Origin of the sequence: Bizionia sediminis (genome assembly GCF_042684585.1) — a bacterium.
GTDB lineage: Bacteria > Bacteroidota > Bacteroidia > Flavobacteriales > Flavobacteriaceae > Algorimicrobium > Algorimicrobium sediminis.
Genome location: NZ_JBHULS010000002.1, coordinates 188,907 through 212,594 on the forward strand (window position 1 = coordinate 188,907; position 23,688 = coordinate 212,594).

Below are 23,688 nucleotides of genomic sequence, written 5' to 3' on the forward strand. Positions count from 1 at the left end.
TAAGTGCAAAAATAACGGTTTATATTCTTAAATTTTAATGAATTAGGTTTGAAATATTGAATTTTTAATTCCTATATTTGCATCCCTTATTGGATTAATAGCAATACATTAAAATATTTAACATGACAAAGGCTGATTTAGTAGCAAAAATTTCTGAAAAATTAGGAATTGAAAAAGGCGATGTACAGGCAACTGTTGAAACATTTATGGAGGAGGTAAAAACCTCATTAGAGAGTGGCGATAATGTATATTTAAGAGGTTTTGGAAGTTTTATAATTAAAACAAGAGCTGAAAAAACTGGAAGAAATATTTCTAAAAATACAACTATCAAAATACCTGCTCACAATATTCCTGCATTTAAACCTGCAAAAGTATTCGTAGAAGGTGTAAAAACGAATGTTGACGTCAAGTAAAAACATTAAATTATTAACTTAAAACAAGTAACTTATGCCAAGTGGTAAAAAGAGAAAGAGACACAAGGTAGCAACGCATAAGCGTAAAAAAAGAAGACGCGCTAACCGTCACAAAAAGAAGAAGTAAGCTAAAAAAAGTAGTTATTTAACTACTTTTTTGGTTTTTAAGACAACAAGTTCTTTGAAAATGAGTTTAAGGCAGCTGCTTTAAAACTCTTCGGATTTAAAAAATCCTGTGAGATGCCAAAATTATTAGCACCATAGCGGTTAGCTAGTAATTTTGGTATTCTTTCTGCTTAACTAAACAAGCAGAAAATAGTATTAATCCATCTGTCATGCTCCTAGCATGGTAGATAAAAATTAACATTATGAATAAAGAATTGATTATTCGATCTGGTTCAGATACTGTTGATTTTGCCTTATTAAAAGATGGAAGACTAGTTGAATTACAAAAAGACGAGGGTGGTAATAACTTTTCTGTTGGCGATGTGTTTATAGCCAAAATAAGAAAAGCTGTTCCGGGTTTAAATGCTGCATTTGTAAATGTAGGCTACGAAAAAGATGCCTTTTTACATTATCATGATTTAGGACCCAAATTACCGTCGCTTTTAAAATTCACAAAACGTGTAAGCACAGGTAAATTAAAGGATTATTCCTTAAAAAATTTCCCATTTGAGAAGGATATAGATAAAGACGGCAAAATAACCGACGTTTTAAAATCTAATCAATCTACTTTAGTACAAATAGTAAAAGAACCCATTTCAACAAAAGGACCGCGTATTAGTTCCGAGCTATCCATAGCAGGTAGATACATTGTTTTAGTGCCGTTTTCCGATCGGATTTCTGTATCGCAGAAGATAGAGGATAAAGATGAAAAAGACCGCCTAAAACGCCTTGTAAAAAGCATTACACCTCCGGGTTTTGGGGTTATTATTCGTACCGTAGCAGAGGGCAAAAAAGTAGCAGAGCTAGATAAAGATTTACAAAATTTACTTGGCCGTTGGACCGCCATGTGTAAAAAACTAGACAAAGCACACCACCCTAGTAAAGTACTAGGTGAATTGAATAAAGCATCGTCCATATTACGAGATATTTTTAATGATACGTTCACAAATATTTACGTAGATGACGAAGAACTTTACATTCAAATTAAAGATTACGTGCAGGAAATTGCACCAAAAAAAGAATCTATAGTGAAGTTATATCAATCCAATGTTCCCATCTTCGAAAAATTTGGTGTAGAAAGACAAATTAAAACATCCTTCGGAAAAACGGTTTCCATGTCCAAAGGCGCCTACTTGGTTATAGAACACACCGAGGCCTTACATGTTATTGATGTAAACAGTGGTAACCGTTCCAACAAAGCCAAAAACCAAGAAGACACCGCCTTGGAAGTAAACTTAATTTCCGCCACCGAAATTGCAAGACAATTACGCTTGCGCGATATGGGCGGGATTATTGTAGTGGATTTTATTGATATGACATCCGCTGAAAACAGAAAAACGCTTTACAATCATCTGCGTGAAGAAATGAAAGATGACAGAGCGAAACACAAAGTACTACCGCCAAGTAAATTTGGTTTGGTACAAATTACAAGACAACGTGTTAGACCAGAAATGAACATTAAAACACGTGAAGAAAATCCTAATGCCGCCATTAACGGCGATGTTGAGGCTCCAATAGGTATTGTGCCAAAAATTAAGCACGATTTGGAACAACTATTTAAAAAAGACTATAATAAGGTGACTCTAAACACACATCCTTTTATAGCAGCCTTTTTAACAAAAGGGTTTCCATCCATACGTTCAAAATGGTTTTTTGAACATAAAAAATGGGTAAAAGTAATGCCAAGAGATGCTTACACGTATCTAGAATACCACTTTTTTGACAAAAATGGTAAAAAAATCAAATAAAAAAAGCTCCGAATAGTTCGGAGCTTTTTTTTTGACTTAATGTTTCGTTTGGTAGCGTTTCCTTAATTATTAGGGCCGCCGCTAACAATTATAAATTCCGATCTTCGGTTTAACTGGTGCTCTGCCTCTGTACAGCCCGAACCACAGTTTACTTTAGGCTCCTTTTCGCCCATACCCTGACCGCTTATTCTGCTCGCATCAATACCTTTAGATACTACATACTGAACAGTTGTTTTAGCACGTCTGTCCGATAAAAGCTCATTGTAAGCATCTGGACCTCGACTATCTGTATGAGACGTAACTTTAATCATCATATTTGGATATTTTGTCATTATTTGAACCAATTTATCCAATTCAAAAGCCGCCGTAGCCGTTATGTTCGATTTGTCGAAATCGAAAAAGATAGGCTCCAACTCCACACGGTCTGCAACAATAATTTTCTCGATTGGTTGTAATGGAATTTTCACTGCTACTTCTTCGTCTCTACTACCTTTTACAGCTACTTTATTACTTTCGTAACCATCCATTGTTACTTCAATTTCAGAATCATTTTCGCAAGCCACCATAAATTCAGCAAGACCTTCAGCTGTGCTTATTTTTGATGTAAGCTTATTGCCTTGTGCATCTATAATGGTTGCCATAGCACCGCCTAATGCCTCACCCGTAGTAGCGTCTACAATGGTTGCAGCTATAAGCACATCGCAAATTGGCTGAATTTTTTTCACTAAATAAATATCGTCACTACCCTTCCCACCTTCACGGTTAGAGGATACATAGCCCTCGCCTGTTTCTTCATTAATAGAAAAAGCAAAATCGTCTGCATTACTATTTACAGGAATACCCACATTGCGTACAGGTGCCATTTTACCATCTATTTCCTTGGTATAAAACACATCTAAAGCACCTAAACCTAAATGACCATCCGATGAAAAATACAGCGTACCATTGGAACTGGAATAAGGGAATTTTTCGTTACCTTCTGTATTTACCTTTTGGCCCATGTTAACAGGCTCACCAACGGTACCATCGTCGTTTACAGACGCCATGTAAATATCGAATAAGCCGAATCCACCTGGCATATTAGACTGGAAGTACAGTGTTTTTCCGTCTGCGCTCATAGCTGGATTACTTACGTTATAATTAGGACTGTTTAAAGACAAAGCCTCTACATTGGTCCATTTATTACCAGACTTTGTTGCTTTGTACAGGTGTAATACACTGTATTTTGTGTTAGAAATACTATCTTTCTCATATTCATTTTCGAAAAAACTTTCGCGCGAAAAATACATAGTATTACCATCTGGGCTAAAGGTTACGGTACCTTCGTGGTATTTTGTATTAACATCGCCTTCAACAGGGTCCGCCTCTTGATAAGAACCATCGGTTAAAACAGTTGAAACATAGACATCTAAAAATGGCTGATCGTTCCATCCGTAATTACGACGTGCGTTATTTCTAGCAGATGTAAAGTAAAACTGCCCATTATTTATAGCACCGCCAAAATCGGAGTTTTCCGTGTTTATATCTAGATTCTGAATATTAAACTTTTTTCCTTTTTCTAAAATTTTAGGTAAATAGTCTGGATTTGCCAAAAAAGCTACGGCACGATCATCGCCAGGTCGCATGCTAGCAAAACGCTGCATTTGCTGGTTGGATTCGTCGTACTTGCCGTTTGCTTTTAGCATTTGAGCGTATTTTATAATAACCTCCGGACTTTGAGACGTTTCTAGCGCTTTTGCATACCAACGTTCTGCTTCAACAGTGTTAAAAATGTTGTAATTAGCTTCACCTAGCTGGGCGTACACATAAGCATCGGCCTGACCATTTTCTACAAGTTTATTATAATCTTTTATGGCTTTAACAAACTCAAATTTGGCAAAATGTTTATCTGCTGATTCTGTAGCTTTATTTTGAGCAGTTGTACTTAAACTACTCATGATTATAAGTGCTATTAATATTTTAATGTTTTTCATTATGTTTAGCTTAAGTGTTTAGAAATAACGAGGTGAACGCGATACTTTTTTGGTAAAGCTGAAATCGAAGTTAATAAAAATCTCGTGCGAGGATGTTGTGGCTACATTTAACTCGGAGTTGATGTTATCATAGGCATATCCAATTCTTAAATTAGGCGATACCATAAAATTAATCATTCCTGTAAACGAGTCGTCCAAACGGTACCCTGCACCCACTTCTATAAAGTTATACATAAATAAATTAGCATTTACATCAAAACTTACCGGGGCATCGAAAGCCATTTTTAGCATACCATGCGGTTTTAAAGCAAAGTTATCCGACAGGTTAAACACGTAACCTGCACCTGCAAACAAGTGCTGTGTTTCGGAACCAACTTTTTTACCATTTGTAGCATCTAAATGCACCGAGTTAAGAATATTTGGCATAGACACCGATACGTAGTACTTATTTGGCTTGTAAAAATACGCACCAGCACCAACGTTAGGTGTTACCCCATCTACATCTTCTTGCAGAAACTGATCGCCTGGTTGTAACACGTCCAAACCAATTAAACCAACCTTATGAAAAGTAGCACCGGCTTTAACACCAAACGCTAATTTGTTATCTGCTCCAAGTGGCAAGGTATAGGAGAAATCGGCATATACGTTGTTCTCACGTACCGGACCAATTTCATCGTTAATAAACGATAGGCCTAAACCAACTCGTTTTCCTACTGGTGAACTTATAGAAAGCGTTCCTGTATTAGGAGCGCCTTCTAGTCCAACCCATTGGCTCCTGTAAAGCGCGCCAATGGCAATCCCCTCATAAGATCCAGCGTAAGCTGGATTTATGACGTTCATATTATACATATACTGCGTGTACTGCGGATCTTGTTGTGCGTGCATAAAGGATGCCGACAATAAGAATACGATTATTATATATAGTTTTTTCATTTTAAATTTTGGTTGTGTTCGTTTACTTGTTGATATATACCCATGCCGTTCTCACTTTACCACCTTGATATTTCATAACATAGTAGTATGTTCCAACAGGCAGCTCATCACCGTTATCGGCAATTCCTCTAAACTCATTTGTATAACCATTCGTTTTACTAAATACTTTTCTACCGTTACGGTTAAATATTTCTAAACTACTTACATTATAGCCGGTTAAATCGAACGTATCATTTACGTTATCATTATTTGGCGTAATAACTTGCGGAATTATACAATTATCCGAAACAAAGCTCTCTGTAGACGACAGTGGACATGGTCCGCCTGTAGTATACTGGATGGTGTATGTGGTATTAGCTACACCGTTCTCAACCTCACCCGTACTTGGGTTAATAGTTGCACCATCGTTAGGCTCTGGGTTAAACGAGAACACACCACCTAAATCGCCTGTTATTTCAACAGTGGCACCATTACAAGTTGGTATTACTGTAAAAGATGGATCTTCGTTACTTGGTTCTAATGTAACCATTACGGTACTAGAAGCCGAACACGCACCTGGTGTGGTATAAGCTACTGTGTAAGTTTGCTCTGGCGTACCGTTGGTTATTTGGCCCGTTGTTGCATCTATTTCAGCGCCATCGCCTAAATCAGGGCTAAAGGCAAATGAACCACCAGCAGTTCCTGTAACCGTAAAGGTAGCACTAGAACATTCTAAATTAGCAACCTCGAAGCTTGGATCCTCCGTTTCTGGAAGCGTAACTGTTTCAATGCTAGAAACCGTACATACCTCTGTTAGGGTGTATTCCACAGAATAGGTTGAACCACCTACACCATTTGTAATTTCACCTGTGTTAACATCAATCACTGCACCATCTGTTGGGGCTGGATTAAAACTAAACGTACCACCAAGATCGCCAGTAATCTCGGCGGTTGCACCGTTACCACAGTTACCTGTTAATACAAATGCAGGGTTTCCGCCAGATAGCAGCGTTACGCTAACTGTAGTTGTGGCTGGACAAATACCATCAATAAAATAATCTACGGTATAAGTTGCACCTTGCACTCCATTTGTAATTTCACCAGTTGCCGCATCTATTACAGCGCCATCTGTAGGAGCAGGGTTAAAGGTAAAGGTTCCGCCAGCATCTCCTAAAAGTGTTGCTGTTGCGCCTGTACAATCTGCAACATATTCGAATGCTGTATTACCAGCTTCAGGAATAGTAACTGATTGCGTAGAAATAGATGGACACGATTCCTCTCCTACCGAATATTGCACCGTATAGGTTGCGCCACCAACAGCGTTTGAAATATTACCAGTTGTTGGATCAATAGTAGCACCATCGGTTGGTTCAGGGTTAAAACTAAATGTTCCACCTGTATCACCGTCTATTGTAGTTGTTACACTATCGCAAGCGGCTTCCATTGTAAAGGAGCTATCAAACGTAGATAAATCTGTATACACTACCTCCACCTCATCTGAAACTGTTGCGGTACCACCAGTACATAATTCGTATGTAACCTCGAAGTTATAAGTAGTTGTTTGTGTTGGAGACACCACTACGGTATCTTCTGTACTTATAACTGTTCCGTTTTCATCTGTCCATTGCAAGGTATAGTTAGGTGTGCCAGATGGCGAGAATCTCCAAGATTCTGGTTCTGTTACCGTCCAAACACCTGTGTTACGTCCTGGAGGTGTTGTTGCTGCAGTATCGTCTACATTTTGTAAACCAATAACAGCTCTACCGCCGTTCCAATCTGTACAGGTTGGCTTACTTAATACGTGAATATCAATGTTATTTGATGACTCGTGTAATATGATTTGTGATGTGGTTGTATTAGAATTACATTGTGAACCAAAATGACAAACAGCGTTGTAATTTACTACAAATTGTCTGTAAGGTGCCGAACCTAATACGACATAATCAATACTACCACAAACCGACGGATCGATATCATGTCCTACACCAAAAATGTTTCCTTCTGTTATAGTTGCATTTGTAGCATTTGGAAGTTGGTCGCCACTGCCTAAAGCCCAGCCATTTCCAGTATTTGCATTTTCAATTTCGAAACTTACCACACCGTTTGAACCAATTATAACTTTGTCGTAAACGCCGCCGTAGAAACAGAAATCAAATCCAAGATCTATCACATCGGACCAAATATCATCTGTATTAACACTTGTTGGTGTAGCACCATCTACTGGTGGTGTTGGACACGTGTCTATAGCGTTTATTTCGTAATTATTGGTGTCTTGTCCATATAAGTGGAAGTTTCCTGCCAGTGTTGCTTCTGGTGTGTTACAATCTACTTCACCATCCTCACCTGCGTAAACAATAGAACAAGGGTTTGGTGGTGGTGGACATAAAAATGCTAATGGATTACTTACCGTAATACAGTTGGCATCGTTTTCGTTTTCTACAGTAACAACAATGTTAGTTGAAGCTGGGTAAGGGCCTAAAATTAGTGTACTTACCTCGGTTACAGTAATTGGTGCACTACCTTGGTTATCGGTAACAAGTAAACTTGTAGCATCACCCATGTCTGTAATATCAACCTCTACTTCAAAAGAAGGGTTGTTTGGATCTGAAATACAATCGCCATTTATAACATTAAAGTCTACTGTTTGTGGTAAACATGTTTGACAATATACATCAAAATCCCATGGTGTATAGCCACTTGTTGTACAGCTACCAAAACCATCTGAATCAATAATTACGGTTAAGGTTGCTCCTGTACTTGTAAATGTTAAACCTGTTAAATCGCCATTATTTCCGTATCCTTCGTATAACACAGTACCATCGGAATCTAATACAATTAGTTCATCCCAGTTGTTTTCAACCTGACCAGCGTTAAACTCCAATACTAAAGGGAAGCCTGTTGAACTTGCAAAGTTGAACTCGGTATCATCGTTAGCTGTGTAGCAATAAGTCGTGTTTACAGGCACACCAGATTCACAATCTACTATCTGATTTGGATCAGGGCGCGTAGTAAAGCTATATTCTGTACAACCAGTTGCTGAACCATTATCGTTATATGGTGTAATGGTTACATAATAAGTTGTTTCATAAAGTAACGTTCCTGGGTCGTAAGTTAGCACATCGCCAACGTCAAAGTTATCCAGAACATCTGTTCCTCCTGGTGTTGTACCAATGGATAAGAAGTAACCTGTAACGATAACAGAAGCTTGGCTCCATGTTAAATCGGCATTTTCATCAATATCCACAGATGCATTTGCAGGAGACAATAACTCGGCATTACAGTTTGGAACAGCCGTTGTATCAATACAAGATACATCAAAATCCCATGGTGTTCTAGAACCACTTTCACAACTTACGGAACCATCCGATTCGTAAAACATGATCATGGTATCGCCAACAGAGTTTAAAGACAGGCCTGCTAAATTACCACCGTTGTTTCCTTCGTATATAACGGTACCATCGGCTTCTTCTATTCTGATATTATCACAGCAGGACTCAATTGTTCCTGAATTAAAGAACATATTTAATGGGTTTCCGTTAGAACTTTGGAAACTAAATATTTCTATAAACGTGTTGTTTCCGTTTTCATAGCAGAATACGGTATTTACTATCTGATTGGTTTCACAATCTACTATTTGGAATGGGTCGCTTCTAACTGTAAAACTCTCTTCTGTACAATCCGTAGCAGGTCCATTATCGTTGTAAGGAATAATTGTTACGTAGTAAGTTGTATCAAACGTTAAGGTTTGAGGAATGTCGTAAGTTAACACGTTACCAACATCTACACCATCTAAAACATCCGTTCCACCTGGTGTTGTTCCCATGTTAATGGTATAACCTGTAACAAAAATACTAGCAGCAGACCATGTTAAGTTGGTGTCTTCATCTACACCAACAGCGCCATTTAGTGGCTCGGTTAAGGCTGCGTTACAGTTAGGAACAGCCGTAGTGTCTACACACGATACGTCAAAATCCCATGGTGTTCTAGAACCACTTTCACAACTAACAGATCCATCTGCCTCATAGAACATTACTAATCTATCTGTTTGCGACACAATAGAAAGACCTGCTAAATCGCCACCGTTATTACCCTCAAAAAGAATAGTTCCATTTCCATCTTGTATTCTAATATTATCACAACAAGATTCAATGGTTCCAGAATTAAAGAACATATTTAACGGGCTACCATCCGAGCTCTGGAAACTGAAAATTTCTTGGAAGGCATTGTTTCCATTTTCATAACAGAAAACGGTGTTTAAAATTTGGTTATTAGCACAATCAATTATTTGATTTGGATCGGCACGTACTGTAAAACTTTCCTCTGTACAGCCTGTAGCTTGACCATTATCGTTATAAGGAATAATAGTTACGTAGTATGTTTGATCGTAAACTAAAGTTCCTAAATCGTATGTTAATACGTCTCCAACATCCAAGTTGTCAATAACGTCTGTTCCTCCTGGTGTTGTTCCAACATTAAGTATGTAGCCCGTAACAAAAATGGTGGCCGGACTCCAAGAAATATCGGTATTTTCATCTACATCTACCGCACCATTTACTGGTACCGTTAAATCTGAGTTACAGTTAGGAACAACAGAAGTATCCACACAGTATACATCAAAATCCCAAGGCGCTGTAGTACAACTAATTCCAGAACCATCAGAGGTTACACCTATTGTAATGGTATCGCCTGTAGAGGTAAATTGCAATCCTGTAAGATCGCCATTATTTCCATAACCTGTATATAGGTTAGTACCGTCTGAATCGGTAACAACTAACTCATCCCAGTTATTTTCTGTACGACCAGAGTTAAAAACTACAAACAATGGCGAACCATCGCTACTTACAAAACTAAATGTTGTTGTGTCGTTATTGGTGTAACAGAATACGGTATTAATTGGAATACCAGAAGCACAATCTACCGGAGCATTAGGATCGGCACCCGTAGTAAAGGATTGCTCTGTACAACCAACAGCGTCGCCATTAGCGTTGAATGGCGTAATCGTTACATAATATGTGGTAGAATATTCTAACTGTGGTAAATCGTAAGAAGTAGATAGCCCTACATCTAGATTATCCACTATATCGTTACCTCCTGGTGTAGTACCTACTGTAAGTGTATATCCTGTTGGAATACCCGTAGCAGGCTGCCAGCTTAAATTAGCATTAATATCTACACCGGTATCACCGTTTGCTGGACTAAGTAGATTAGAACAAGAAGGCGGATCTACCACAACTTGGGTGGCTCTTACATTATCGATATAAAAATAGTAGTTACCTGAAAAATAAACGTTTTCAAATCTCAACTTTACATCGGTACCTATAGGAATAGCAGCGGCCGGTACAACCACACTAAAAGTGGCACATGTATTAGCCGTTTGGTGATTGGTATCGTTTATAGATCCCGCGGTAATCCAGTTAACACCATTGTCTGTTGAGTATTGAATATTCAATTCTCCCCAACCTGGGTTGGTTGGATCTACGGCTGCGGACCAGTCTACAATTTTGTAATCTAGAGCAACGGTTAAATCGGTACCATTTGATTCGCCCACGATGTTTGGTGAAATCAAATCGTCGGTAAGGTTGCTTGCACTTAAATTGGCTCTTAAGGAAACAACACTACAAGGCTGGAATACAGATCCAGCATAACCAGCACCTGTCCATCCCGGAGGTAAGGTTAAACCTGCATCGAAATTTTCAACTAATCCAATTTGGGAAAATCCAAAAAAGGATATAATTCCAAAGAGAATTGAAAGGGTAATTTTTTTCATTGTTTAAATCTAAGTTAGTTAATCTATTGGCTATCAGAGCACAAAAAAACTTAAAAACGACCTTTTAGATTGAAGCACCTAAAAACCCTAGTTATAAAGCTAAATTGTACTAATGATTAGTTTTTATTTTAATTCCTAAAATTATAAAAAAACTATGTTAAGAATCATTTAACAAGCGCTTAATAGATTAAATACTTATTTAATCGATGAATTGAAAAAAGCTTCGATGAAAATTACCAGTTAATGGGAGATTTTGTAATATTTTAAGATTTATGGTGCAGGATTTGGAAACATTTCATGAATTTCATTAATAGCTTCTAACATCGAAGGTGTTACTTCCATGTTTATACTTGCTACATTTTCCTTTAGTTGCGTCATATTAGTGGCGCCTATTATGGAACTGGTAACAAAAGGTCTAGTAGCTACAAAAGCTAAAGCCATTTGTGCCAAGCTTACTTGGTGCTTTTCTGCAATTTTTAAGTAATGCTTTGTTGCCTCCGTTGCTTGCTTGCCACTGTAACGTGCAAATCGTGGAAACAGTTTTAAGCGGGCATTATCAGCGGCTTGGTTTTTAACATATTTACCCGAAAGCACACCAAAAGCCATAGGCGAATACGCTAAAAGACCTATATTTTCGCGTATGGCTATTTCGGCTAAATCGCCTTCAAAAACGCGATTTAATAGGGAGTATGCATTTTGAATGGTTATCATTTTTGGCAAGTCATGCCTACGTGCCTCTTCCAAATAGCGCATGGTTCCCCAAGCTTTTTCGTTAGATATTCCTACATGTCTAATTTTTCCAGCCTTTATAAGGTCGTCTAAAGTCATTAAAATGGTCTTAAAATTATCTTCCCAAGCATCGGTTGTATTATGGGCGTAGTCGCGAATTCCAAAAGTGTTGGTTTTACGCTCTGGCCAATGCAGTTGATACAAATCGATATAATCGGTTTTTAAACGCTTCAAACTCTGATTAACACCATCCATTAGAGCTTCCGGACTAAATCCGTTAGTGCGTATGTGCGCCGTATAATCGCCTGGTCCTGCAATTTTAGACGCGAGCACCACCCGGTCTCTGTTTCCCGTTTTTTGAAACCAATTCCCTATTATGCGCTCTGTTTCGGCATAGGTCTGTGCTGTAGCAGGAACAGGATACAACTCGGCTGTATCAAAAAAGTTAATACCATTAGCTACCGCAAAATCCATTTGCTCAAACCCTTCTGCTTGGGTATTTTGGTTGCCCCAGGTCATGGTGCCTAAACAAAGTTTACTTACTTTAATATTGGTATGCGGTAGTGTGGTATATTTCATGAAGAAAAAATTAAAATTTAAGCGTGTAAATTATTTTAGTAATCGTTTAGTAATTTGGAAATTTCATCCAATTTAGGGGTTAAAATCACCTCAATTCGTCGGTTTTTGGCTCTACCTTCTGCGCTGTCGTTTGTTGCAACTGGTGCGTACTCGCCACGTCCGGCTGCTGTTAAATTTTCTGGATTAATAGCAGCATTTTCTCGTAAAATATTTACAATAGCGGTGGCTCGTTTGGTAGATAAATCCCAATTACCACTTAATTGGCCACTACCATTATAGGGTACATTATCTGTATGGCCTTCAATTAAAACTGCAATTTCGGGGTTATCTGCTAGTACGGCTCCCAATTGTTTTACCGCCTGTTTTCCTTGTGTACCAACTGCCCAACTACCAGATTGAAACAGCAATTTATTCTCCATAGATACATATACTTTACCGTCGCGTTGCTCTACTGTTAAACCTTTTCCTTCAAAATCTGTTAAGGCACTAGAAACGGCATCCTTTAAACGTTTCATATCGGCTTCTTTGGCAGCTATCATTCCCTCCAATTCGGCAATACGACCAGAGCGCTCTTCTAATGCGCTTTTAAGTGTTTGCAAACGTGCATTTTCGGCCGCTAGAGCTTGTTCTTTCGCTTCTAATTGCGCTAATAGCTCTCGGTTTTTTTGCGTATTTTTTGCTATGGCAGCAGAGCTGTTTGTTTCCAAAGCTTCGTAGGACGATTTTAACACGTTAAACTTATTTTGCAAAACATCTAAGGCTTGCTGCAACCTGTCGCGTTCTGCCACCACCTGATTATGGGCTTTTTGCAAGCTTTCTAAATCGTTTAAAGCCTTGTTTTTGGTTGCTGCTAACTCATTATTTTCATCAGTTAAGGCACTGTGTTCTGTTTTAAGCGTGGCGTATTTTTCTTCTAAATCTTTATACACTTTAGGCGACACACAGGCCGTTGTGGTTACAAGTAAAAGCGCAGAGGCTGCTATAAGGTTTTTCATGCTGTATTAACTATTTTATATTGAGGTTAACTTTTTAGTTCTAGTAAAATTGGGCAATGATCGCTATGTACCGCGTCTGTTAGTATAACGGCCCGGTTTATTGCGTCTTTTAACGGTTTGGAAACCATAGCGTAGTCCAAACGCCATCCTTTGTTATTAGCCCGAGAATTAGCTCGGTAACTCCACCAACTAAACACTTGTTTTTCAGGGTGTAAATATCTAAACGAATCTATAAAACCACTATCTATAAAATTTCCAAGCCATTCGCGTTCTTCTGGTAAAAATCCGGACACGCCTTTCATTTTAGGATTATGAATATCTATTTCTTCATGACAAATATTATAGTCGCCACAAATAACAAGGTTGGGAACTTCCTCAACCAATTGGTTTACGTAATCGTAAAACATATCCATATAATCAAATTTATGCTGCAAACGGGCATCATTGGTTCCAGAAGGCAAATACAAACTCATTACAGAAACAGGCGTGCCATTATTTGCACTAGCCGGAAAATCGGCACGAATATTACGCCCTTCAAAATCCATGGAGGCTATTCCTGTTCCATAGGTTACCTGCGTTGGTTCTATTTTACTTAAAATAGCCACACCACTATAGCCTTTTTTTTCTGCCGAAAACCAATAATGATATTTATAGCCTGCCGCCTCAAAAAGTTCTAAATCCAGCTGTTCCTTTAAGGCTTTTATTTCTTGAAGACAAATAACATCAGGGTTAGCTGCTTTTAACCAATCTAAAAATCCTTTATTTAAGGCAGCTCGGATGCCATTTACGTTATATGAAATAATTTTCATGAATACTTTTTCTAAAATGAGGTTCGTACCCTAATAGTTCTGGGCTTTTAAAATAATTTCAGCTAAAATAAATAATGCGTTACTTTTACACTATTAATTTAATGCGGATTTAACAGAAAGTATTAACAAAATAATTTCTTCAATTAGCAGTTTAACACTACATGAGATACTGGTTTTACTTTTTTGCGTGTTTATTTAGCTTTTGTGCCTTTGCGCAACAGCCAGATTCCAACTACAAAACAAAAAAGATTGCCTTTAATAATGTTATTGTTATTGACTCGGTAAGCATAAATTCTAGTTTTTTTTCTTTAAAAACATCCGACACCACTTTTATAGATAGTTCCGTTTACGAGGTAGATTTTGCTAAAGCTGTTGTAACATTTAAAAAGCCCATTGAAACCGATTCACTTATTGTGTCTTATTTGTCTTATCCTGAATTTTTAACTAAAACTTACAAACAACTGGATGAAGGCATCATTTTAGCGAATACCAACAACCAACAGCGCTTGTATAAATTGTCGCAACCAAGCGAAAAAACCACTTTTAAACCCTTTGATGGCCTTAACACCACAGGTAGTATTTCGCGTGGTGTAGTTATTGGAAACAACCAAAATTCGGTTTTAAACAGCGAACTGGATTTACAAATTACCGGTAAATTAAGCGACAAGGTATCGCTTAGAGCCTCTATTCAAGATGCTAATGTACCACTGCAAGAGGCAGGTTATTCGCAGCGATTAGATGAATTTGATCAGGTTTTTATAGAACTTTTTAGCGATAATTGGAAAATAAGAGCAGGCGATGTAGACTTGGAAAACAAAGATTCCTATTTTGGAAATTTCACAAAACGCGTTCAAGGTTTGTCTGTAAACGCCACCTTAAACCACCCAAAATCTAGCACCAACCTATTTGCTGCTGGAGCCTTGGTACGTGGCCAGTTTACCACCAGCCAGTTTACAGCCCAAGAAGGCAATCAAGGTCCCTACAAATTAAAAGGCCCCAACCAAGAGCTATACGTTTTAATTGTATCGGGTAGCGAAACTGTTTATGTAAACGGCGTTCCTTTGGAGCGCGGCGAAAATAAAGATTATGTGATTAATTATAACGCTGGCGAAATTGTTTTTAATCCAACATTTCCTATTACGTCGGAAATGCGCATTACAGTAGACTATCAGTACAGTGAGCGCAATTATTCCAGATTAGTCGTTTTTGGAGGAAGCCGCTATAATAGTGAAGCTTTAAAACTAGGAGTTTCTGTTTATAGCGAAGCAGATTCTAAAAACAGCCCTTTACAACAAAATTTAAGCCCCGAGCAGGTAGAAATTCTTGCCAATGCCGGAGACGATAAAAGCTTAATGGTAGCGCCTTCTGCAAAACCAGAAGCATTCAATGAAAATAGAATTTTGTATAAAAAAGAGCAAATAAATGGTGTGGAAGCATTTGTGTTTTCAAACAATCCTAACGACCAACTTTATAGCGTTACATTTACCCGCGTTGGCGCCAATTTAGGCAACTACATTATTGACAACGAGGTTAATGGCGAGCAAATAAACGCCATTTCTACCATTTATAAGTATGTTGCTCCTATTGCGGGGCAACCCCAAGGTAATTTTGAGCCTATAATTCAACTAATAGCGCCTACTAAATTACAAATGGCTATTGTAAATGGTGCCTATACGCCTTCAGAAAAAACAACCGTGGGTTTTGAATTGGCTGCCAGTAAAAACGACCTCAACTTATTCTCTGATATCGATAACGCCAATAACGATGGTTTTGCCGGAAAACTTTCTGTGGAACAAGTCCTAATTAAAAAAGATAGCAGTTGGCAATTTACCGCTATGGTAGACACGGATTATATTCAAGAAAACTTTCGGTCCGTGCAACGTATTTACGATGCCGAATTTAATAGAGACTGGAATTTAGTTCAACCAGAAGCTAACCAAAGTACCCCAGAGCCGGGAAATCAGCTGTTTTTAAAATCAGGCATACAAAGCTTTCATGCCAAAAAGGGTTTGATAAGCTACCAATTTGAACATCTTAATTACACAGATAATTTTAATGGCAACAGACATATTACATTTGCCAATTTACGCTTAAATAACTGGCAAATAGTGTCCAACTCCAGTTACTTGCAAGCACATTCTACCCGTGCACGTTCCAGTTTTTTACGCAGTTATAACAAAATAACATACAGTTTTAAGAAGGCCTGGATCGGTACACGCTTGGCTTTTGAAGCTAATAAGCAGACCAATACTAACACGCAAGAACTTACAGCTTTAAGTCAGCGATACAAATCTTTCGAACTATTTTCTGGTATTGGCGACAGCACCAAAGTGTTTGCTGAAATAGGTTACAAATACCGCGTAAATGACAGTGTTAGAAATGATAGATTGCAAAAAGTAAACACGTCTAATACGTTTTATATAGACTCCCGAATTATCCAAAACACAAACACCAATTTATCTATTTACGCTAATTACAGGACTTTAAAAGACGCAGAAAAGGACAAAGCCTCTGAAAATTCGCTTAACTCGCGCCTTTCGTTTAACCAACGCTTTTTTAAACAACTACTGCTATGGAATACAGTTTTCGAAACTAATTCTGGCACGCTTCCGCAGCAAGAATTTACCTACATAGAAGTAGAGGCTGGCCAAGGTATTTACACCTGGATAGACTATAATAACAACGGCATTCAGGAACTGGAAGAGTTCGAAATTTCGCAATTTCAAGATCAAGCAAACTTTATTAGGGTATTGCTTCCCAATCAAATTTTTATAAAAACACACCAAAATCGTTTAAGTCAGTTACTAACCATTAATCCGCAGCAATGGACTAACAGCACAAGTACCTTCAAAAAAATTCTATCTCGTTTTCACAACCAAACATCGTATTTAGTAGACCGAAAAGAAAAACGCTCTGGCAACGATTTCAATTTAAATCCGTTTTCAGGTAAAGCGGCAGACCAATTGGCCCTACAACTAAATTTTAGAAATGTACTTTTTTTTAATCGCGGTAAACAACATTACACCACATCGTATACTTATTTAAACAACAAAGCACAAAACACCTTATCCTTTGGTTTTATTGAAAACGATTTAGAAAGTCACAAACTCCAATTTACCCATAAATTTGCAACAAGCTGGCTAGCCAATTTAGAGTCTGGTTTTAACAAAAATGTAAGTATTAGTGAAAATTATGCAAGCAAAAATTTTAATATTGAAGCAACCAACCTAAATCCTAAAATTTCCTATTTATTAAACGACAATACCCGTTTTGATGTATTCTACCAGTATACGTCTAAAACCAATACCATTCGCAATTTAGAAACCTTAAAACAACAAAAATACGGGGTTGCCTTTACATTTGCTAATTACCAAAAAGCAGCTATTAGTGGCGAATTTAATTATTTCAATAATAATTTTTCAGGTAGCGCCAATACAGCTGTTGCCTACCAAATGATGGAAGGCTTACAGCCTGGAAAAAACTTTACTTGGAGCGTTTTAGCGCAAAAAAAACTAACCAGTTTTCTCGATTTAAATTTAAATTACTACGGCAGAAAAAGCGAAACAAGCCAAGTAATACACACCGGAAATGTACAGCTAAAAGCTTATTTTTAAGTCTTGTAACCTTTGTTACTGTAATAGTCAAAAAAAATAGTACATTTGTTAGAGATGCAAAAAACAGTAGCCATATTATTTTCAGTTTTAATACTGTTTCAAAGTCTTCACATTAGCGAAGACAATTTTGCGCGTCTGGGTGTTTTATTAGAACATGCCGCTTACCATCAAGAACAGTATGGCGATACATTTTTCGAGTTTTTAATTGAACATTATGCCGATACCAACGTGCATCCGCCAAGCCAACATGAAGAACACGAACAGTTACCTTTTAAAGACCACCAACATACTTGCACGCATAGCAGCGTAGCTTTTGCGCTTACAACGCAACATATTATGTTAACACCGCAGGTATTAATTGAGACACCAGTAAACTTTTACTACACAGACTCTGTTTCCCTATTTGAAAAACCAGCTGTTTTTCAACCTCCCAAAGTAGCCTAATTCCGTTTTATCTCTTTTTTTATTACTGGCTTTTCATACACATGCAAAGCTAGCAACCTTATTTAAAATGAATTATGTTACAAAACATTATAAAATTCAGCTTACAAAATAAGCTGATTATCCTGTTGGGAGCGCTTGCCATTGTAGGTTTTGGCATTGTTTCGCTTACCCAAATTTCTATTGGTGCCGTTCCAGATATTACCAATAACCAAGTACAGGTTATTACCACATCGCGCAATTTAGCCACGCAAGATGTAGAGCAATTTATTACCTATCCTGTAGAGCTAGAAATGGCTAATTTACCGGGTGTTCAAGAAATTAGATCGGTTTCAAAATTCGGACTTTCAGTAGTTACCATCGTTTTTGATGATGCGTTAGGCACCTATTTACCAAGGCAACTTATTGCTGAAAAAATTAAATCGGCTTCCGAAAAAATACCCGAAGGTTTCGGCACACCAGAAATGGGTCCCATAACCACGGGTTTAGGCGAAATATACCAATATATTCTGGATGTTAAACCTGAATATAAAAACCAATACACCATTACAGATTTACGTACCATTCAAGACTGGGTGGTTAAACGGCAATTATCTGGAATCCCCGGTGTTGTTGAAGTAAATACATGGGGCGGATTTTTAAAGCAATATGAAGTGGCTATTAATCCGAAAAAATTAACCGCCATGAACATGCCTATTTCAGCAATTTACGAGGCTCTAGAAAAAAATAATAGTGTAGCTGGCGGTGGGTATATTGAAAAAACAAATAAAGCCTATTTTATTCGTGGTGAAGGTTTAATAACCAACCTAGAGGATATCGAGAACATTGTTGTAAAAAACGATGGCGCACCCGTTTACATAAAAGATGTCGCACAAGTAGGTTTTGGCCATGCCACCCGGTTTGGTGCTATTACCGGAAATGGTGAAGGCGAAAAAGTACTTGGCCAAATAATGATGCTAAAAGGCGGTAATTCCAAAAAAATTATCGATGCCGTAAAAGCGCGCGTAGCCAACATTCAAAAAACACTACCAGAAGGGGTTTATATTAATGGCTTTCTAGAACGAAGCGAATTGATAGATAAAACCACTTTTACCGTTGCCGAAAACTTAATTCTAGGCTCACTCATTGTTATTTTTGTAGTCGTTTTATTACTCGGAAATTGGCGTTCGGGACTAGTGGTTGCATCGGTTATTCCATTAAGCTTACTTTTTGCTATTTCACTTATGAATATTTTTGGCGTAGATGCTAATTTAATGAGTTTAGGCGCCATCGATTTTGGCATTATTATAGACGGCGCCGTGATTATAGTAGAATTTATTGCTTTCCAAATCACAGCCCAAAGTGCCAAACTAAAAACCGTTTCCAAAGCAGCAATAGATAGTATTACCCTAAAAAGCGCCTCTAAAATGATGAATTCCGCCATTTTTGGACAGCTTATTATCCTTATCGTATTTATTCCAATTTTATCATTAAGCGGTATTGAAGGTAAAATGTTTAAACCCATGGCCATGACGTTTAGTTTTGCTTTAATTGGTGCCATGATTTTATGCGTAACCTATGTACCTGTAGCCTCTTCATTATTTTTAAAACCAACCAGTCCATCGCCAAAAAACATATCTGTAAAACTTATGAGCTGGTTAACAGCCGCCTACCAACCTGTTATAAACTGGGCCTTACATAGCAAACGCCTTGTTATAGGCACTGCTGTGCTGCTTTTACTAATTAGTGGTTTTATATTTAGTAGAATGGGTGGCGAATTTGTACCGACTTTAGATGAAGGCGATTTTGTAATTCAACCGGTTTTAAAAACAGGAACCTCCCTGAGTAAAACTATTGAAATTACCACAAAAATTGAACGTATATTACTAGATAATTTCCCTGAAGTAGCCCAAGTGGTAAGTCGGATAGGTGCTGCCGAAGTTCCTACCGATCCCATGTCTATGGAAGAAAGTGACGTTATTATTAAACTAAACCCCATAAAAACATGGGTGTCTGCTTCTAATAAAGATGAACTTGCCGAAAAATTTAAAGAAGCACTAGCGGTTATTCCAAATATGGAAATTGAATTTACACAGCCTATTGAAATGCGTTTTAACGAACTCATTACCGGTGTGCGTGCTGATGTGGCTATTAAAATTTTTGGCGACGATTTAGCAGTACTCGCCACTACCGCCGATGCCATAAAAACAGCTATTAACGATGTAGAAGGCGCATCGGATATTATTGTTGAAAAAGTAGAAGGCCTACCACAAATGAGCGTTAATTACAACCGATCTAAAATTGCCCGGTATGGATTACATATAGCCGACTTAAACAAAATAGTGTCTATGGGGTTTGCGGGCGATGTAGTTGGACAAATTTTTGAAGGTGAAAAACGTTTCGATTTAGCCATTAGATTAGATGAACAGCACAGACAAAATATTAGCGACCTACAAAATCTGTACGTAGATTTGCCCTCTGGTGGAAAAATTCCATTGCATGAAGTAGCTACAATTTCCTATACCACAGGACCGGCACAAATATCTAGAGACGATACCAAACGCCGTATTGTTATTGGTGTTAATGTTAGAAACAGAGACCTGCAATCTGTGGTTACCGATATCCAAACACGCATTACAAACCAAGTACCACTGCCGGTTGGGTACACCATAACCTACGGTGGCCAATTTGAAAATTTACAAAGTGCCAAAGATCGCTTGCTAGTAGCGGTTCCCGTGGCCTTAATTTTAATATTCGTCCTACTCTACTTTGCCTTTAATTCTGTAACAGATGCGCTTATGGTGTATTCGGCCATACCGCTGGCAGCTGTTGGCGGAATTTTACTTTTATGGCTCCGCGATTTACCGTTTAGCATCTCTGCTGGCGTTGGTTTTATTGCGCTTTTTGGTATTGCTGTATTAAATGGTATTGTGCTTATTGAACATTTAAAAGACCTAAAAAACCAAGGAATAACAGATATAGAAACCAGAATAAAACGCGGCACCACAGAACGTTTACGCCCGGTATTGCTTACCGCATCTGCAGCGGCGCTGGGGTTTTTACCCATGGCAGTTTCTACAAATGCTGGAGCCGAAGTACAACGCCCTTTAGCAACCGTTGTTATTGGCGGTTTGGTTACAGCCACTATTTTAACACTTGTGGTCCTACCCGTTTTATACGCTTGGATTGAAGAAAAAAGAACTATTAAAATGAAGAAAACACCCTTTATAACAGTTATTATTTTACTACTTTCTTGGTCTGGGTTTTCTCAACAACCGCCATTAAATGCCCAACAAGTATGGCAATTAGCACTCGCTAATAATGCGCAATTGAAAGCAGCTGGTTTACAGTTGGATGAAGTAGATGCTCGTATTGCTGGCGCATTCAGTTTTGATAAAACAACTATTTATTACACCTTCGACGAAAATAATCTGGCCATTAATAACGAACCTTTAAAGATTTTTGGTGTATCGCAAGACTTTCAATTTCCCACACGCTATTTCGCAGAAAAACGTGTCAATAAAGCCGCGTATACCTTAAAAGATTCCGAAAACAACATCGAATTATTAAAGCTTAAGCGGTCAGTTTATGCAAGCTTTTACACCTTAAGTTACGCTAAAAATAAAGTAAAAACCTATCAGTATTTAGATAGCTTATATTCAAAATTTACTGCACATGCCAAGCGTCGCTTTGAGTTGGGCGAAAGCAATTATCTGGAAATGATAACAGCTGTCTCAAAAAGCAAACAAATGGAAACGCGTTTTTTACAAGCACAACAAGCCGTGTTAATTGCAACCGAGCAACTAAAAAAACTAGTTCAAACCGATTCGCTACATACTTTAAATACACCTTTAGAAAAGCTAACGTTAACGGCTTTAGTTCCTTCCGAAGAAAATCCAGGATTACGCTATTTTAAGGACTCTAAAAATTATTACAAAGCCTTACATAGTAAAGAAAAACAGGCCTTGTTGCCAGATATTTCTGCCGAGTATTTTGTAGGCAGTAATAGCACGCTCAATTCCAATATTCAAGGCTATCAAATTGGCTTAAAAATTCCCCTATTTTTCTCTGGCAATACCGCACGAATTAAAGCCTCCAAAATTGCCGAGGCCGCGGTAAGTATGCAAGAAGCAGATTATAAAACAAAATTAAAAGGCGAGTATCAACGGCTTCTCGCGCAATTGGAACAGCACCAAGCGGCTATAACATATTACGAAACCCAGGGGAAACAGCTCCAAGAAGCCATAATTAAAACAGCAAATAGATCGTTTCAAGAAGGCGAAATAGATTTCTTTCAATATATCCAAAGCGTGGAAACCGCAAAAGATATGGAAATGGACTATTTAACCCAGTTAAACAATTACAACCAAACAATTATTACTTTAAATAATTTAACTTTATAACACGTAACAAAATGAAATCACTATATATTTTAGCAGCTCTTTTACTTCTCTTTACAGCCTGCGGCCAGACCGAAAAGAGCACAACGGAACCAGCTGCAACGGTGCCTCACGAAGATGAAATTACTATTTCAACCGTTCAATTTGAAAACGAAGGAATGACCTTAGGTAACATTTCTGAACAGGTATTTAACGAGCGTGTTACTGTAAATGGCCTCATAGATGTTCCGCCACAACATAAAACACGTGTTAGCACATTTATGGGCGGCTACATAACTAAAACCCCACTTTTGGTTGGCGACAAAGTTACCAAAGGCCAGCTTTTAGTAAGTTTAGAAAATACCGCCTATGTGGCGTTGCAACAAGAGTTCTTGGAGGTAGCAGAGCAATTAAGCTATTTAAAAAACGAATATACACGCCAAAAAACATTGTTTGACGAAAAGATAACTTCAGAAAAAAACTACCTAAAAGCAGAAAGCACTTACAAGAGTAATTTAGCACTTTACAATGGGCTTTATAAAAAATTAACCATGCTTGGTATTAATCCGAAAGCCATTTTAGCCGGAAACATAACACCTACCATAAACATTTATGCACCTATGTCGGGTTTTGTATCCAATATACATGTAAGTGCTGGAGAATACGTTTCAGATAGCGATGTCATTATGGAGCTTGTAAACACAGCGGAAGTACATGTAGCACTTTCGGTTTTTGAAAAAGATATCATGGAAATCAAAAAAGGACAGAAAATAGTATTTAGTATTCCCGAAGCGTCTCAAAAAAAGTATGAAGCAGAAGTTCATGTGGTAGGCACCACCATTAACGAAACTACCAGACGGGTTCCAGTATTGGGTAAAATAACAAATTCGGAAACCAACTATATAATTGGTATGTTTGTAGAAGCTGAAATTTTCACCAATCAAATTAGCGCTATGGCACTGCCAAACGAAGCCATAATAGAAGCTAACAGCAGTCAGTACGTACTGGTTTTAAAAGCTCAAACACCTAACGGTTTCGAGTTTAAAAAAACCGCTGTAAAAACGGGTAAAAAAACAGAAGATTTTACCGAAATACAAAACCCTGAAAACCTTATTAACCAGCAACTAATAATTACAGGAACCGCTATGCTTCTTAACGAAAGTGAAGGCGGCCATAGCCACTAAC

General features: G+C 37.9%; 12 protein-coding genes. 6 read left to right on the forward strand and 6 right to left on the reverse strand.

From position 1 onward, the window contains the following. The first annotated feature begins 122 nt into the window (after window positions 1-122). Together ACFSQP_RS05360 and ACFSQP_RS05365 are read left to right on the forward strand one after the other, a co-directional pair. The gene (locus ACFSQP_RS05360; RefSeq protein ID WP_019386001.1) at window positions 123-413 is read left to right on the forward strand and encodes an HU family DNA-binding protein; all 291 of its coding nucleotides are present in this window, start codon (window positions 123-125) and stop codon (window positions 411-413) included. A gap of 368 nt (window positions 414-781) precedes the next feature. Then, window positions 782-2,326: an Rne/Rng family ribonuclease gene (locus tag ACFSQP_RS05365; RefSeq protein WP_376892382.1), complete on the forward strand. Its 1,545-nt coding sequence runs from the start codon at window positions 782-784 to the stop codon at window positions 2,324-2,326. A gap of 62 nt (window positions 2,327-2,388) precedes the next feature. On the opposite strand, the gene ACFSQP_RS05370 is transcribed toward ACFSQP_RS05365, so the two are convergent. The 6 genes from ACFSQP_RS05370 to ACFSQP_RS05395 all read right to left on the reverse strand — a co-directional run bounded on the left by ACFSQP_RS05370 (window position 2,389) and on the right by ACFSQP_RS05395 (window position 14,090). Continuing rightward, the gene (locus tag ACFSQP_RS05370) at window positions 2,389-4,299 is read right to left on the reverse strand and encodes an OmpA family protein (RefSeq protein ID WP_376892383.1); all 1,911 of its coding nucleotides are present in this window, start codon (window positions 4,297-4,299) and stop codon (window positions 2,389-2,391) included. A gap of 18 nt (window positions 4,300-4,317) precedes the next feature. Beyond that, on the reverse strand, window positions 4,318-5,232 hold the full coding sequence (locus tag ACFSQP_RS05375) for a PorP/SprF family type IX secretion system membrane protein (RefSeq protein ID WP_376892384.1): 915 nt from the start codon (window positions 5,230-5,232) through the stop codon (window positions 4,318-4,320). Window positions 5,233-5,254: 22 nt separating this feature from the next. Then, a complete protein-coding gene (locus tag ACFSQP_RS05380; RefSeq protein ID WP_376892385.1) occupies window positions 5,255-10,978 on the reverse strand; it encodes a T9SS type B sorting domain-containing protein in 5,724 nt (1,907 codons plus the stop codon). A gap of 270 nt (window positions 10,979-11,248) precedes the next feature. After that, entirely contained in the window at window positions 11,249-12,286 is a 1,038-nt protein-coding gene (locus ACFSQP_RS05385) for an aldo/keto reductase (protein WP_376892386.1), read from the reverse strand. Window positions 12,287-12,321: 35 nt separating this feature from the next. Continuing rightward, window positions 12,322-13,281, reverse strand: a complete 960-nt coding sequence (locus ACFSQP_RS05390) for an OmpA/MotB family protein (RefSeq protein WP_376892387.1) — start codon at window positions 13,279-13,281, stop codon at window positions 12,322-12,324. A gap of 26 nt (window positions 13,282-13,307) precedes the next feature. Beyond that, a complete protein-coding gene (locus ACFSQP_RS05395; protein ID WP_376892388.1) occupies window positions 13,308-14,090 on the reverse strand; it encodes an exodeoxyribonuclease III in 783 nt (260 codons plus the stop codon). A gap of 161 nt (window positions 14,091-14,251) precedes the next feature. Between ACFSQP_RS05395 and ACFSQP_RS05400 the strand changes: the two genes are divergently transcribed. The 4 genes from ACFSQP_RS05400 (at window position 14,252) to ACFSQP_RS05415 (ending at window position 23,687) form a co-directional block, all read left to right on the forward strand. Next, window positions 14,252-17,704, forward strand: coding sequence for a hypothetical protein (locus ACFSQP_RS05400; protein WP_376892389.1), 3,453 nt, complete (start codon window positions 14,252-14,254; stop codon window positions 17,702-17,704). A gap of 54 nt (window positions 17,705-17,758) precedes the next feature. Next, a complete protein-coding gene (locus tag ACFSQP_RS05405; protein ID WP_376892390.1) occupies window positions 17,759-18,148 on the forward strand; it encodes a hypothetical protein in 390 nt (129 codons plus the stop codon). A gap of 74 nt (window positions 18,149-18,222) precedes the next feature. Then, window positions 18,223-22,527, forward strand: coding sequence for a CusA/CzcA family heavy metal efflux RND transporter (locus ACFSQP_RS05410; RefSeq protein ID WP_376892391.1), 4,305 nt, complete (start codon window positions 18,223-18,225; stop codon window positions 22,525-22,527). 11 nt (window positions 22,528-22,538) lie between these two features. After that, the gene (locus ACFSQP_RS05415) at window positions 22,539-23,687 is read left to right on the forward strand and encodes an efflux RND transporter periplasmic adaptor subunit (RefSeq protein WP_376892392.1); all 1,149 of its coding nucleotides are present in this window, start codon (window positions 22,539-22,541) and stop codon (window positions 23,685-23,687) included. The last annotated feature ends 1 nt before the right edge of the window (window position 23,688 follow it).

Bases quoted from the DNA above. Each gene is read 5' to 3' on its own strand.
- ACFSQP_RS05405 (WP_376892390.1), top strand. From the start codon at position 17,759: ATGCAAAAAACAGTAGCCATATTATTTTCAGTTTTAATACTGTTTCAA.
- ACFSQP_RS05370 (WP_376892383.1), bottom strand. From the start codon at position 4,299: ATGAAAAACATTAAAATATTAATAGCACTTATAATCATGAGTAGTTTA.
- ACFSQP_RS05365 (WP_376892382.1), top strand. From the start codon at position 782: ATGAATAAAGAATTGATTATTCGATCTGGTTCAGATACTGTTGATTTT.
- ACFSQP_RS05415 (WP_376892392.1), top strand. From the start codon at position 22,539: ATGAAATCACTATATATTTTAGCAGCTCTTTTACTTCTCTTTACAGCC.
- ACFSQP_RS05410 (WP_376892391.1), top strand. From the start codon at position 18,223: ATGTTACAAAACATTATAAAATTCAGCTTACAAAATAAGCTGATTATC.
- ACFSQP_RS05360 (WP_019386001.1), top strand. From the start codon at position 123: ATGACAAAGGCTGATTTAGTAGCAAAAATTTCTGAAAAATTAGGAATT.
- ACFSQP_RS05395 (WP_376892388.1), bottom strand. From the start codon at position 14,090: ATGAAAATTATTTCATATAACGTAAATGGCATCCGAGCTGCCTTAAAT.
- ACFSQP_RS05400 (WP_376892389.1), top strand. From the start codon at position 14,252: ATGAGATACTGGTTTTACTTTTTTGCGTGTTTATTTAGCTTTTGTGCC.
- ACFSQP_RS05385 (WP_376892386.1), bottom strand. From the start codon at position 12,286: ATGAAATATACCACACTACCGCATACCAATATTAAAGTAAGTAAACTT.
- ACFSQP_RS05390 (WP_376892387.1), bottom strand. From the start codon at position 13,281: ATGAAAAACCTTATAGCAGCCTCTGCGCTTTTACTTGTAACCACAACG.
- ACFSQP_RS05375 (WP_376892384.1), bottom strand. From the start codon at position 5,232: ATGAAAAAACTATATATAATAATCGTATTCTTATTGTCGGCATCCTTT.
- ACFSQP_RS05380 (WP_376892385.1), bottom strand. From the start codon at position 10,978: ATGAAAAAAATTACCCTTTCAATTCTCTTTGGAATTATATCCTTTTTT.